Origin of the sequence: Nocardiopsis valliformis DSM 45023, from assembly GCF_000340985.1 — a bacterium.
Classification (GTDB): domain Bacteria; phylum Actinomycetota; class Actinomycetes; order Streptosporangiales; family Streptosporangiaceae; genus Nocardiopsis; species Nocardiopsis exhalans.
In genome coordinates this window covers 1-13,526 of sequence record NZ_ANAZ01000010.1, presented here as the reverse complement: position 1 = coordinate 13,526, position 13,526 = coordinate 1, and the positions used below count along the sequence as shown (strand labels likewise).

Sequence of the window (13,526 nt, the reverse complement as noted above, 5' to 3'; positions counted from 1 at the left end):
ATCGGTTCAGGCTCTAGTCGCCCACCGAATCGTTGTACTCCTCGATGGTGCGGGACACCCCGGCGGCCGCGTTGGACATGGCCTCCTCGGCGGAGGTGTCGCTGGTCAGGGCGGCTTCCCAGCCCTCCTCAGCGGCGACCCGGGCCTCGGACATCACGCCCATCATGCAACCCGCGGTGTTCTCGTTGATCTCGGAGTCCGCCAGCTGGTTGGCGGCCACGGAGAACTGCGGGAACTCCTCGGCGCGCTCACTGGCCTCCGGGCCGTCGTAGCCCTCGGTGTTGACCGCCAGGTATCCGGTTCCCGCGTGCCAGACCGACTGGGACTCCGGGGTCAGCAGGAACTGGACGAACTCCCAGGACCCACGGATCTCCTCGGGGGTGTGCCCCTCGCCGTTGATCCACAGCGAAGCGCCGCCGATGATCGAGCCGCCCGGGTCGTCCGCGCTGATCAGCGGGAAGTACCCGGCGCCGACCTCGAAGTCGGACTGTTCGATGAACCCGCCCAGGGAACCGGTGGACTCCAGGGTCATCGCGGCGCGGCCGGAGGTGAAGGCGGCTTGGCCGTCGTCGGTGTTGCGGCCGATCTGCACCGCCAGGTCGTCCTCGATCATCTCCTCCCACCACTCGACGAGCTCCACGATCTTCGGGTCGTCGAAGAGCACCTCGGTGGCGCGGCCGTCGCGGCCGTTGGAGTTGTCGCAGTAGGGGGTGGCGGCGCGCGCCATGAACTGCTCGATGAACCAGCCGTACACGGCGGCGCCGAAGCCGTACTGGACCACGGTGCCGTCGTCGTCGGTGACGGTGAGCTGTTCGGCGGCCTCACGGATCTCTGCGAGGTCGGCGGGCGGGGAGTCCGGGTCGAGACCGGCCTCCTCAAAGGCGTCCCGGTTGACGTACATCAGCGGGGTGGAGTTGTTGAAGGGGAACGACCGCAGGTCGCCTTCGACCGTGAAGTAGTTGAGCAGCGCGTCCTCGATCGAGGACGTGTCGTAGTCGTCCTCGTCGACGAAGGACTGCGCGGGCACGGTCTGCGCGGAGTCGATCATGAACTGCGTACCGAGGTCGTAGATCATGATCAGCTCGGCGGTGTCGCCCTGCTGGATCGCGGCGCGGTGGCTGGCCAGCGCCTCGTCGTAGTTGCCCTGGAAGGAGCCGGTCACTTCGATCCGGCCCTCGTTCTGGGCGTTGAACTCATCGATCAGCCCGTCCAGCACCTGGCCGTTGGTGGCGTCCATGCTGTGCCAGAACTCGACCTGGACCGCCTCGTCGAGGCCGTCCAGGACCTCCGGGCCGGGGGCGGTGAGGTCGCTGCCGCCACCGCCGCCACCGTCATCGGAGCAGGCACTGAGGACCAGGCCCAGGCTCGTAAGCAGGGCTGCGGTCTTCACACCGCGGCGTCGGGGGGAACGTTTCATTTGCTACTCGTCTCCACTAGGTGTTTCGCGCCCTACTTGATAGCGCCCGCGGTCAGGCCCCGGACGATGAAGCGCTGCCCGAAGATCACGAGGGCGAGGGTGGGGATGACGGACAGGGCCGCGCCCGCCAGGACGAGGCCGGGGTTGGCCGCCTCCCCCGCCTTGAGGCTGTTCAGACCGATCTGCAGGGTCTGCATCTCGGTGCTGCGGGTGATGATCAGCGGCCAGAAGTACATGTTCCAACTGGTGATGAACACGTACATGCCGACGGCGGTCAGGGCCGGTTTGCTCAGCGGCAGCAGGATGGTCCACAGGAATCTGAGGTGCCCCATGCCGTCGATGCGCGCGGCGTCGTACAGCTCGCGCGGGAACTGTTTGAAGCTCTGGCGCAGCAGGAAGGTGCCGAACGCGTAGGCCAGGAAGGGCAGGACCAGCCCGGCATAGGTGTTGCCGAGCCCCCACCCGGTGAGGGTGAGGTAGTTCGGGATGAAGGTCGCCTCGGCGGGGACCATGAGCGTGGACAGGAACAGCGCGAAGATCACCGCGCTGCCCCGGAAACGCAGGAACACGAACGCGTACGCGGCCAGGGCCGAGGTGAACAGCTGGCAGACCGTGATGATTCCGGCCATGACCAGCGAGTTTGTGTACATGCGCAGAAGCGGGACGGCGGCCAGCGCGCCCTGAACGTTCTCGAAGTGCACACCAGTGGGCAGCAGCCGCGGCGGGAACGTGGAGAGTTCACGGGGCTCCATGAGGGTCCCGACGAACACGTAGTACACGGGGAACAGCACCGGGATGAGCAGTGCGGCCAGCATGAGGTACAGCAGGACGCGGCCGACGATGAATCCGACCCCGCGCCGGTGGCGCGCGCGGGGGCGCGGGGGCGCGGTGCGGGTGAGTTCGTCGGCGGTGGCGCCGCGGACGTCCGCGGTGCCCGAAACGCCGGCCGCGGCGGAGGTTCGGCTCATGAGTAGTGCACCTTCCGCTCGATGACACCGAACTGGACCAGAGTGCACACCAGGACCACCACGAGCAGGACGAGCGCCTGAGCGCTGGCCCGGCCGAAGTCGCTGGTGCCGTAGGCGAAGGCGTCCTGGTAGATGGAGTAGACGAGGGTGGTCGTGGAGCCGACCGGTCCGCCCGCGGTGAGGATGTGGATCTGGCCGAAGCTCTGGAGCGCGTTGATCGTGGAGATGACGATCAGGAAGAAGAGCTGTGGCCCGAGCATGGGGACGGTGACGTCCCAGGCCAGGCGCGGCCCGGTGGCGCCGTCGATACGGGCGGCCTCGTTGACCTCCTTGGGGATCGAGCCGATCCCGGCGGCGAGCACGAGGACGCCGTAGCCGAGGTTCATCCACACCGTGGTGAGGGCGACCGACCACAGGGCCATCTCCTGGGAGGTCAGCCAGGGGACCTGGTCGAGGCCCATGCGGTAGAGGATGCCGTTGAGGACGCTGTTGCCCGGGCTGTAGAAGACAGCGAAGATCACCGAGGCGCTGGCCACGGAGAACGCGAAGGGCAGGGCGAAGGCGCCGCGCAGGAACTTCTGGCCGCGCAGGACCCCCTCCATCAGGAGGACGATCACGAGGGCGCCGACGACTCCGGGAACCACGACCCCGAGGGTGAACACCAGGGTGGTGAACAGGATCCGGCCGAACTCGGGCGAGGCCATCTCGGCGAAGTGGCTCAGGCCGACGAAGCGGTTGGGCTGGCCGATGATGTCGTTGCCGTGCATCGACAGGTAGACGGTGCGGCCCAGGGGATAGACCAGGAAGAGCGCGAAGATTACTACGGAGGGACCGAGGAAGCCCCAGGCGAGGAGCGCGTCCCGGCCCGGACGGGCGCGTTGGGGTGAGGACTTGGGGGTTGGTCGCGACGCGGCGCGGCGTTCGGACACCGGGCCGGCGCTCACGCCGTTCCCCCCGTCCGGTCGGATGGTGGCTGAGGACACGCCCCGAAGTCTTCACGGGGCAGGTGGCCTGCGGTTCGCGGGAAGGCGAACTGTACGCCAACGGAAGGGCGCGCATCGGTGAGGACCGTCATCTATCACCACTCGTACATCTCGGGCTTCGCCAAAGTTCGCAGTATCGAGTGGCCGGGGTCACACTGGCTATGGCCTCAAGGACAGGCCTGTCTTACCTCCAGGTAAGGTCCGGCCGCCTGACCAAGGGTTTCGGGCCAGGCGGCCGGGTGACAAGAGACGTGTGTTCCACGGGGTTCAGGTCACCCCGAACGGGTGCGGATGACGGAGCAGGGCCCCGGGAACCGGGGCTCAGCCCTGCGGGTAGCCCTGGCGCAGCAGCCCGTAGGTGATGGCCTGCTCCAGCGCCACCCACGAGGCGTCCACGACGTTCGGGCCCACGCCCACCGTCGTCCACTCCTCACTGCCGTCGCTGAAGGTGACCAGGATCCGGGTGATGGCGTTGGTGCCCGAGGAGCCCTCCAGGATGCGGACCTTGTAGTCCGTGAGCTCCAGCCCGGCCAGCGCGGTGTAGACGCTCTCCATCGAACTGCGCAGCGCCCGGTCCAGGGCGTTCACCGGTCCGTTGCCCTCGGAGGTGGCGATGACGCGCTCACCCTTGACGTCGAGCTTGACCGTGGCCTCGCTGAGGCTCTCGTAGTCGCTGGCCAGCGGGCTGGACCCGGCCGCCGGGCGGCGCTCGGTGATGACCCGCCAGGACTCGGTCTCGAAGTAGCGGACCGGGGCACCGAGCTCCTCGCGCAGCAGCAGCTCCAGGGAGGCGTCGGCCGCCTCGAAGCTGTAGCCGGACAGTTCCAGGCTCTTGACCCGCTCCACGACCCGCCCGGACAGGGCACGGTCTCCGGCCAGGTCCAGCCCCAGCTCCTGGGCCTTGAGCTCGATGGAGGCGCGCCCGGCCATGTCGGAGACGAGCATGCGCATGCGGTTGCCGACCAGCTCGGGGTCGGTGTGCTGGTACAGGTCGGGGTCGACCTTGATGGCCGAGGCGTGCAGCCCGGCCTTGTGCGCGAAGGCTGACACCCCCACGTAGGGCTGGTGGGTGTCGGGGGCGAGGTTGACGAGCTCGGCGATGGCGGTGGCCACCCGGGTCATCTCACCCATGCAGCCCTCGGGCAGGACGTCCATGCCCCGTTTGAGGTTGAGCGCGCCCACCACGGAGAAGAGGTTGGCGTTGCCCACGCGCTCGCCGTAGCCGTTGGCGGTGCACTGCACGTGTGTGGCGCCCGCGTCCACGGCTGCGAGGGTGTTGGCGACGGCGCAGCCGGTGTCGTCCTGGGCGTGGATGCCCAGGCGGGCGCCGGTGGCCTCCAGTACCTCGGTGACCACGCGGGTGACGTCGCTGGGGAGCATGCCCCCGTTGGTGTCGCACAGCACCACCACGTCGGCCCCGGCATCGGCCGCGGCCCGCACCACGGCGAGCGCGTACTCGGGGTTGTGGTGGTAGCCGTCGAAGAAGTGCTCGCAGTCCACGAACACGCGCTGCCCGTGTTCGTGCAGGTGGGCGACGGTGTCGGTGACCATGGCGAGGTTCTCGTCGAGGGTCGTGCGCAGGGCACGTTCGACGTGCCGGTCATCACTCTTGGCGACAAGAGTGACGACCGACGCGCCGCTGTCGCGCAGTGCGGCCACCTGAGGGTCGTCGGCGGCCTTCACTCCGGCCCGGCGGGTCGCCCCGAACGCGGAGAGTTGCGCGTGCTTCAGCGTCAGCTCTTGTGAAGCCCGCTGAAAGAATTCGGTGTCCTTGGGGTTGGCCCCGGGCCACCCACCCTCGATGAACGCCACTCCGAAGTCGTCGAGCAGCTTCGCGATGGCCAGCTTGTCGGAGACCCGAAGATTGATCCCCTCGCGCTGGGCTCCGTCGCGCAGCGTGGTGTCGAAGACGTGGAAACTGTCGTTCCTCATGGATGGAACTCCCGGTCGATGCTGTGTGTGGCGGTCCCGACCAACAAAAAAGACCCCTCGTGGACACGAGAGGTCAGCGCGCTGGCAGGGTCCGGATTCTTCCCTGCGTCTACGCGGGAAGTCGTCAGCCAGCGCGCCCCAAAATAATGAGTACCTGGGACAGCATGAGGCCAGTGTGCCACACGGCCCCCGGAGAGACGCAGTTCGGGGCCCATGTGTCTCATTCCCTGAGACGAAAGTTTCTCAGAACGGACACAACGGGCACTTTTCCACAGCCGGAGGAAAAGTCATGACAGCCGCCCCGGAGCCGCTTACGCTGGGAACATGAGCACAGTCTCGGCAGATGAACTGGCACTCCACACATCGAAGGTCCTCTCCCAGGTACAAAGGGGCCACGAGATCGAGATCACCGACAGCCATGACAAGGTGGTCGCCCGTATCGTGCCCACAGGGACGAATCCCCTGAGCGAAATGATCCGTTCCGGAGACATGAGGCCCCCTGTACTTCCAGGCCCGATTCCGGCACCCACCGGGCCGATCAGAACCACTCATGAGGCAGGAGCGCTCCTGGAAGAGATGCGGGACGAGGAGAACCACTAAGTGCTCTACTGCGACAGCGCAGCGCTGGTGAAGCTCATCAGGCGTGAACAAGAGAGTGACGCGCTCTTCGAGTGGCTGACCCAGAGGCAAGAGGTTCCCCTCGCCTCATCGGCTCTGGCTGAGGTGGAAGTGCCCAGGGCCCTGCGCCGCAGCGAACCGCAATTGCTGGGAAGTGTGAGCCCGGTGCTCGGCAGAGTTCACCTCTACGAGATCAATGGAGCCGTACGGGCTGCTGCGGCTGCCTACACGGAACCACATCTACGTTCACTCGATGCAATTCACCTGGCAACCGCCCATTCGGTCCTAGGGAGCAGCATCACCGCGTTCGTAACCTATGACAAGCGCCTGCTCACCGCCGCTGAGCAGGTCGGGCTTCCCGTCGCCAGCCCGGGGGTCTGAGCCCCGGCCCCGGACAGGAGAAGGGCCGCCGTCGGGCGTGCTGACGGCGGCCCCTGCCGGTCATCCGGCTTCTCCACTCCTAGAAGCGCGTGATCCAGCCGTGCTTGTCCTCGCGCAGACCGGTCTGCAGGCCCACCAGCTCCTCGCGCAGGCGCATGGTGACCGGGCCGGGCGTGCCGTCGCCGATGGTGAACTCGCCGTCGTCGCTCTTGACGTGGCCGACCGGGGTGACCACCGCGGCGGTGCCGCAGGCGAAGACCTCGGTCATCTCACCGGACTCGGCGGCGGCCTTCCACTCCTCGATGGACAGCGGCTCCTCCTCGGCCGGGATGCCCAGGTCCGGGGCGAGGGTCAGCAGCGACTCGCGAGTGATGCCGGGCAGCAGGGTGCCGGTCAGCGGGGGCGTGCGCAGGCGGGCGTTCTCGCCCTCGCCGAACACGAACCACAGGTTCATGCCGCCCATCTCCTCGACCCAGCGGTGCTCGCGGGCGTCCAGCCACACGACCTGGTCGCAGCCCTTCTCCACGGCCTGGGCCTGGGCCAGGAAGCTCGCGGCGTAGTTGCCCGCGAACTTCGCGGCGCCGGTGCCGCCCGGGGCGGCGCGGGTGAAGTCCTTGGACAGCCAGACCGTCACCGGCTTGACGCCGCCGGAGAAGTAGGAGCCCACCGGCGAGGCGATGAGCAGGTAGATGTAGCTGCGCGAGGGGTTGTTGACCCCCAGGCCCACGTCGGTGGCGATCATGAACGGGCGCAGGTAGAGGCTGAAGTACTCCTTGGACGGCACCCACTCGCCGTCGTGCTCGAGGAGCAGCTCGATGGACTTGAGGAAGAGCTCCTCGGGCAGGTCCGGCATCGCCATCCGCGCAGCGCTGCGGTTGAAGCGGGCCGCGTTGGCCTCGGGGCGGAAGGAGGCGAGCGAACCGTCCGGGTGGCGGTAGGCCTTGAGTCCCTCGAAGATCTCCTGGGCGTAGTGCAGGGCAGCGGTGGCCGGGTCCAGGCTCAGCGGACCGTACGGCTCCAGCTTGGCGTCGTGCCAGCCCTTGCCCTCGGTGTAGCGGATGGTCACCATGTGGTCGGTGAACACCTGACCGAACCCGGGGTTCTCCAGCAGTGCCTCGCGCTCCTGCGGGGTCTTCCGCTGGTCGGAGAGCTGGATGTCGAACGTCAAGCCAGTGGTGGTGGCGTTGTTGTCCATGTTGTCGGTGGTCCTCTCGGGTGCAACGGGTCGGCAGCGCCGCCGACCTGGGATCTAGTGTGTCGGAAGAGCGCACCCGGTGCCAGGGCGGAACCAAACGGAGCCAAACGGGCAGCGGGCGCGCCGGAGTGTTTCCAGGCGCGCCCGCTGTCGTCACAGGTGGCTTTTCAGTGGCTTCTGGGTCGGCCGCGCCTCGAAAACGGGCAGGGCCGACGGGGGTGGTGTCAGCCCTGCTCGGCTACTCGCGCGGCGAGGTCGTCGCCGATCTGGGTGGTGGACCGGACCGCACCGCTCTGGGCGCGGGTCTTCAGGTCCGCCGAGACCGCGGCCTCGATACGGCGTGCGGCTTCGGGTACACCCAGGTGGTCCAGCATGGTCGCGGCCGAGAGCACCGTGGCGGTCGGGTCGGCCTTGCCCTGGCCGGCGATGTCCGGCGCGGAACCGTGGACCGGCTCGAACATGCTGGGGAAGGTGTTGTCCGGGTTGATGTTACCGCTGGCGGCCAGGCCGATGCCGCCGGTGATGGCCGCGCCGATGTCGGTGATGATGTCGCCGAACAGGTTGTCGGTAACGACCACGTCGAAGCGGCCGGGCTGGTTGACGAAGAACATCGCCGCGGCATCGACGTGGCAGTAGTCCACGGACACCTGCGGGTACTCGGCGCCGACCTCCTTGACGGTGCGCTGCCACAACTCGCCGGCGAAGGTGAGGACGTTGTCCTTGTGCACCAGGGTCAGCTTCTGGCGGGGGCGGACCGCGGCCTTCTCGAAGGCGAAGCGGACCACGCGCTCGACGCCGAAGCGGGTGTTCACGCTGTCCTGGGTGGCGATCTCGTGCGGGGTGCCCTTGCGCAGCACGCCGCCCGCGCCCGCGTAGGGGCCCTCGGTGCCCTCGCGCACGACCAGCATGTCGATGTCCTCGGGGCCCACGCCCGCCAGGGGGCTCTCCACACCGGGGTACAGGCGCACCGGGCGCAGGTTGACGTAGTGGTCGAAGTCGAAGCGCAGGCGCAGCAGCAGGCCGCGCTCCAGGACCCCGCTGGGGACGGAGGGGTCGCCGACGGCGCCCAGGTAGATGGCGTCGTGCTCGCGCAGCTCGGCGGCGACGGAGTCGGGCAGCGTCTCACCGGTGCGGTGCCAGAGTTTGGCGCCCAGCTCGTACTCGGTGGTGTCGACGGCCAGGTCGAACTGGGCGGCCGCGACGCCCAGGACCTTGAGACCTTCGGCGACCACCTCGGAGCCGATCCCGTCACCCGGGATGACGGCCAGTTTCACGGTGCGAGCTGCCATAGGACTGCCTCTAACTCAGACGTGACCCGCCATGGAATTCTCACATAGCGAGACGATATGAACAGTAGATGAGACAACTGTACCGGCCCGAAGGACCGGCACAGCCGCCTACCCGCAAACACTGACCAAAGCGCAGCGAAGGCCTCAAAAGGCGCAGCACTCAGTCACGACGGTTGATGGCGTCCTGCAGGGCGCGGGCGATCTCGTCGTCGGTGTCAGGCGTGGACGGGTACTCGATCATGTCGTACATGTGATCCTCCGGATGCGATCGGATGCTCTGCGTGACGCCGGGAGCGTACGGCTCCGCCGTCAGCGTTCGACGGTGACGCGCGTCCGGGATCGGGTGGCGATCAGGGTCGAGCCAACCCTCACGGGCGCGCAACGTGGGCGGCGTTGTCCACGAAAAAGGGACAGGAGCTTCGCCCGGCGGGATCGACTGCCGGAACCGCCGGCGCGGGCCCCGGTGGGGGCGAGCGCAGCGGGGGACCGTGGCATCCGGCGATGGAGCCGATGCCACTGACTCCTAGGACTTCAGAATATCGGATGTCCAACTATATGACCAGAGCTTCTCGCATCGTGAGACGATTTCGCGTCACTGCAGGTCAACGGATCACCGACAAATCAACAGATCACCGACTAAACATGACATAAGCGCCACGCCCTCGACGTGGCGCGCCGAACCTACCGACAGGGCCGGAGCGGTCCTCGCGGTGCGGGTCCCGTCCGGTCAACGCTCACCCTCGCCGCACAGCGAGCAACAGCCGGGACAGCCGCCCTCCGGTCAACGCCCGGATCCGGCGCTCCCACCGCTCGGCCTCTGCGCGCCACCGCTCCTCGTTCCGCTCCGCCTTGAGCATCTTCTTGTGCCAGTCCTTCGGAGGCCGCTCACCCGACTCCCTGTCCGCGATCAGGACCTCGTACCGGTCCATCAGGTGCAGTCCCCACAGCTGTGCGACCAAAGCGTCCCGCTCCCCCGCGCTCGCACCCAGGTGGCGGGCCCGGGCAAAGGCGGCAGTGCGCTCCAGGCGCAGCGCCTCACCGCGGTCACGGCCCGCACTCCGGATCAGGACGAGACCGGCGCCCTCCCGGTCGGCGGCCCCGGTCAGGGCCCGCACCGCGCCCGGGCGCGAGAGGGAACCCGGAGAGACCATCAGCCGGAAGGGCACGTCCGGGTCAGGGGACGGTTCGGACTCGACGAACTCCACCCGGGGCTCGCACCGGTAGTTCTCGTGCACCAGCCGCACGTCCACCGCCGGATCGTCGATCGTGCCGTGCCGCCCCGGGGTGACCCGACCCCACTCCCCCACCAACCGGATACGAATGTCGGCAGTGTCCCCGCCCAACAGAGCGTCCACCGTCGCCGAGACGTCGTCGAATCTGCGGCCGACCGTGTCGACCACCACATCGACGAACGGCACCTGCCAGGTCCGCCGAGGCGAATCCCTACGACTCCCCTGACGGGGGATCCGGTTCTCCTTGAACGGGCGGCCGAAACGGACCGCGGCTACCCCGCGCCGCTCCGTGGTCGGACGCCCCAGGTGCCATCCGACCGCACCGGGCTCCGGAACGAACACCGCGCCCCGCTGGGACAACCGGTACCCGAGTTCGCTGTCCTCTCCCATTGCCATCGCCGGATCCATCCCTCCAGCGCTCTCGAAAAGCTCACGCCGCACAGAGGCCGTGGCCCCGGTGAAGACCTCCCAGGCCCGGTGCCCTGCCGTCCGGAGGCCGTCAGTGGACTCCAACACCTCGGACACCCATTCCATGGTGTTCCCCGGCCCCAGAAAGTCCGCGGCCGAGCCGTCCTCCACCCGCTCGCGCATCCCGGTGGCGGTGAGCCCGGTGTCCGGAGCGTCCGTGAAGACGACCCTGCCCATGACGGCGAGGTAATCAGCAAGGTGGTGCCAGCGCAGGTGCGCCTCCACGTGCTCGCGGTCGGCGACCATGTCGGCGTCCAACCTCATGACGACGGGCGCCTCCGTGGCCTCCACCCCGGCCTGAACCGCGTGTCCTGGGCCCCATCCGTGTGCGGGGGCGGTGACCAGGCGCGTGTTCTCGGGGCGGATCGGCGGGAGCACCAACGCAGGCTCACTACCGTCATCCACCACCACAACCTCCATCAGGTGACCCGGATAACTCTGCGCCGCCAACGACGCCAACGTCAGGTCCAACTTCTCCTGACCGCCATAAGCCGGAACCACCACACTCACCGACAACACCGGATCCCAACCACCCAACGGCGGCGGCTCCAACACCGAATAGTCGTTACACCGGATCAACGGACGCGGAGCGCATCCCCTCAACCCGACACCGGCAGCCCCCGTACCCCGCACCGCTCCGTCACCGATCACCATGCGCTGTCCCGTCCCGTCCTCAACCAATGATCCGGCACAGGAACCGTCCAGTCCGGCTCCTGGTCAACCAGTGGAACCGATGCTTCAGCCGCTCCACTCGAACCTTCTGCGCCTCGACCCGGGCACCCGCCCGCTCCAGCTGTTCCTTCCAGTCCGACGGGGTCTCCGGTATCGGGTCCTGCGGTGTGAACAGCTGGCTCTGGCCGTCGAGCCAGTGCGTACCGAAGAGCTCGTCCACCATGGCGTCGAGCTCGTCTTCCCCCGCCCCCAGCCGACGCGCGCGGGCGAAGGCCGCGGTGCGCTCCAGCCGGGGGCCGCCGAGGTCGTCTCCGGGGGCGGTGGCTCGCAGCAGACCCGCGCCCGCCGCATCCGCCTGTTTGATCATGTGTTCCACGGCGTGCCGGGCCAGCGGTTGTCCGGGACCCACCCGTAGCCGGAAGGGCACGTCCGGGTCAGGGGCCGGTTCGGACTCGACGAACTCCACCCGGGGCTCGCACCGGTAGTTCTCGTGCACCAGCCGCACGTCCACCGCCGGATCGTCGATCGTGCCGTGCCGCCCCGGGGTGACCCGACCCCACTCCCCCACCAACCGGATACGAATGTCGGCAGTGTCCCCGCCCAACAGAGCGTCCACCGTCTGCGCCACCTCTTCGAAACCGCTGCCGGTGGTGTCGACCACCGTGTCGACCCGGGGCACCTGCCATTGCCGGCCAACGCGTTTGCGGTTGTCACCGACCAGGGGGAGGCGGTTACCGACGAACGGGTACCGGAAGCGGGCACCGTCTTCTTTGCGGGTCTCCATCTGTGGACGGCCCAGATGCCAGCTGCTGGTGTCCAGTTCGGGGACGAACACGGCGCCGTGCTGGGCGAAGCGGTATCCGAGGTGGGTGTCCTCGCCCAGGACGAGTTCGGAAGCTGCCCCGCCGGATTCCTCGAAGAACGTGCGGCGCACCGATCCGGTGGCCCCGATAAAGTGCCGGAACGCTGTGTGTCCGCCGGTTTTCAGATTCCCCGTCCGCTTATAGGCCCTGCCCAGCCACTCGAGCTCCTCACCCGGCCCCTCGACCAGGGTCTGCGGCTCCCCCCGTTCCATCGCTTCCCTGACCTCGGTCGGGGTCAGGGAGCCCGGTGTGTAGTCAACGCAGCGCAGATGTCCGGTGACGGCGAGGTAGTCGGCCAGGTGGTGCCAGCGCAGCTGCGCCTCCACGTGCTCCCGGAAGACGATCATGTCCGCGTCGAGGAAGAGCAGAGCGTCTGCGTCCGACGCTGCCGCGCCGGAGCGCACTGCATGCCCGCGGGCCCAGCCGCCGGGCAGACTCGGTACGATCCGCGTGTTCTCGGGGCGGATCGGCGGGAGCACCAACGCAGGCTCACTACCGTCATCCACCACCACAACCTCCATCAGGTGACCCGGATAACTCTGCGCCGCCAACGACGCCAACGTCAGGTCCAACTTCTCCTGACCGCCATAAGCCGGAACCACCACACTCACCGACAACACCGGATCCCAACCACCCAACGGCGGCGGCTCCAACACCGAATAGTCGTTACACCGGATCAACGGACGCGGAGCGGGATCGGCGAGTGTGCGCTCTTCGCGCGGACCACCTTGGACAAGGGTCATTATTGGCTCCTGTACGTCGTCAGAGCAGGCCAGGAGGTCGGCTCGTCCTTGGGATCGGATTCCAGAAGTGCGCTGGGCCGCCACCCTGACCACTGCTGCTGAGGGTCCTTCAGGAAGTAGCCGGGGGCTTCCTGCCAGGTATGGCCCTTTCTCCTACGCCGAATGAGGCATCCCAGGCCGTGTGAGCGGTAGATGAAACCGCCGATCCTCCGTGCGTCCTCCAACAGTGCGCCGTCCTCCCCCAGACCCAGCGGCCGAAAGCCGCCCACCTCCTCCAGAAGCGAGCGGTCGGTCATCAACCCAGCTCCGGTGACGTGTCTGGCGAAACGCTCCGAGGGCACGAACCGCCGCACAGTGACGTCCAGTTGTTCCAGATAGTGGTACTCGGTCGCGCAACCCACCAGGTCGGCGCCGGAGTAGCGGCGGGCCAGCACCAGATCCGACAGGTGCTCGGGCCCGTACCAGTCGTCATCATCCATCTTCGCGACCAGGAAACCGCTCGCCCGCCCGATCGCCCCGTTCAACACCGAACCGAACACCATGTCCGCATCCGGCCGCCACACCACCAACTCCCGGCCAAGAGCCCGGTAGGCGCCCACCGCCTCGGCCACCCCCGGCGCGTCCGTGTCGAAACCGTGCAACGCCAGCACGACCTCCACCTCCACACCCCGCTGACGCGCCACCTGCCGCAGAGCGAAACCCACCATCTCCGGCCGCCGCGTACACAACACCACCGACACCGACGGATCAGAGAAAGCACCCCGC

General features: G+C 68.0%; 11 protein-coding genes. 2 read left to right on the top strand and 9 right to left on the bottom strand.

The genetic code is table 11. The annotated features are described in order from the left end of the window. Positions 1–13: 13 nt before the first annotated feature. From D457_RS0110815 to cimA, 4 genes are all read right to left on the bottom strand, one after another. Positions 14–1,417, bottom strand: coding sequence for an ABC transporter substrate-binding protein (locus tag D457_RS0110815; RefSeq protein WP_017580683.1), 1,404 nt, complete (start codon positions 1,415–1,417; stop codon positions 14–16). A gap of 32 nt (positions 1,418–1,449) precedes the next feature. After that, complete coding sequence (locus tag D457_RS0110810; protein WP_017580682.1) at positions 1,450–2,385, bottom strand: carbohydrate ABC transporter permease; 936 nt, start codon at positions 2,383–2,385, stop codon at positions 1,450–1,452. Then, positions 2,382–3,329, bottom strand: a complete 948-nt coding sequence (locus D457_RS0110805) for a carbohydrate ABC transporter permease (RefSeq protein WP_026116530.1) — start codon at positions 3,327–3,329, stop codon at positions 2,382–2,384. Before D457_RS0110805 ends, D457_RS0110810 begins: the two co-directional genes overlap by 4 nt. Before the next feature lie 360 nt (positions 3,330–3,689). Further along, complete coding sequence (gene cimA, locus D457_RS0110800; RefSeq protein ID WP_017580680.1) at positions 3,690–5,300, bottom strand: citramalate synthase; 1,611 nt, start codon at positions 5,298–5,300, stop codon at positions 3,690–3,692. 324 nt (positions 5,301–5,624) lie between these two features. On the opposite strand from cimA, the gene D457_RS34675 reads away from it, so the two are divergent. Both D457_RS34675 and D457_RS0110795 read left to right on the top strand, forming a co-directional pair. Beyond that, on the top strand, positions 5,625–5,900 hold the full coding sequence (locus D457_RS34675; RefSeq protein WP_083926730.1) for a type II toxin-antitoxin system Phd/YefM family antitoxin: 276 nt from the start codon (positions 5,625–5,627) through the stop codon (positions 5,898–5,900). Then, positions 5,901–6,299 (top strand): type II toxin-antitoxin system VapC family toxin, encoded by a 399-nt coding sequence (locus D457_RS0110795; RefSeq protein WP_017580679.1) that lies wholly within the window; start codon positions 5,901–5,903, stop codon positions 6,297–6,299. A gap of 79 nt (positions 6,300–6,378) precedes the next feature. On the opposite strand, the gene D457_RS0110790 is transcribed toward D457_RS0110795, so the two are convergent. The 5 genes from D457_RS0110790 to D457_RS0110765 form a co-directional block, all read right to left on the bottom strand. Further along, positions 6,379–7,494 (bottom strand): branched-chain amino acid aminotransferase, encoded by a 1,116-nt coding sequence (locus D457_RS0110790; RefSeq protein WP_017580678.1) that lies wholly within the window; start codon positions 7,492–7,494, stop codon positions 6,379–6,381. Between the two features lie 224 nt (positions 7,495–7,718). Next, entirely contained in the window at positions 7,719–8,783 is a 1,065-nt protein-coding gene (locus D457_RS0110785) for a 3-isopropylmalate dehydrogenase (RefSeq protein ID WP_017580677.1), read from the bottom strand. A gap of 734 nt (positions 8,784–9,517) precedes the next feature. Next, a complete protein-coding gene (locus D457_RS0110775) occupies positions 9,518–10,993 on the bottom strand; it encodes a glycosyltransferase (RefSeq protein ID WP_239646068.1) in 1,476 nt (491 codons plus the stop codon). A 163-nt stretch (positions 10,994–11,156) separates the two neighbouring features. Next, positions 11,157–12,629, bottom strand: a complete 1,473-nt coding sequence (locus tag D457_RS32335) for a glycosyltransferase (RefSeq protein ID WP_239646067.1) — start codon at positions 12,627–12,629, stop codon at positions 11,157–11,159. A 131-nt stretch (positions 12,630–12,760) separates the two neighbouring features. Next, positions 12,761–13,526, bottom strand: a 766-nt coding sequence (locus D457_RS0110765; protein WP_039831198.1) for a glycosyltransferase, incomplete at its 5' end; no start/stop codon positions are given.

Bases quoted from the DNA above. Each gene is read 5' to 3' on its own strand.
- D457_RS0110815 (WP_017580683.1), bottom strand. From the start codon at position 1,417: ATGAAACGTTCCCCCCGACGCCGCGGTGTGAAGACCGCAGCCCTGCTT.
- D457_RS0110810 (WP_017580682.1), bottom strand. From the start codon at position 2,385: ATGAGCCGAACCTCCGCCGCGGCCGGCGTTTCGGGCACCGCGGACGTC.
- cimA (WP_017580680.1), bottom strand. From the start codon at position 5,300: ATGAGGAACGACAGTTTCCACGTCTTCGACACCACGCTGCGCGACGGA.
- D457_RS34675 (WP_083926730.1), top strand. From the start codon at position 5,625: ATGAGCACAGTCTCGGCAGATGAACTGGCACTCCACACATCGAAGGTC.
- D457_RS0110790 (WP_017580678.1), bottom strand. From the start codon at position 7,494: ATGGACAACAACGCCACCACCACTGGCTTGACGTTCGACATCCAGCTC.
- D457_RS0110785 (WP_017580677.1), bottom strand. From the start codon at position 8,783: ATGGCAGCTCGCACCGTGAAACTGGCCGTCATCCCGGGTGACGGGATC.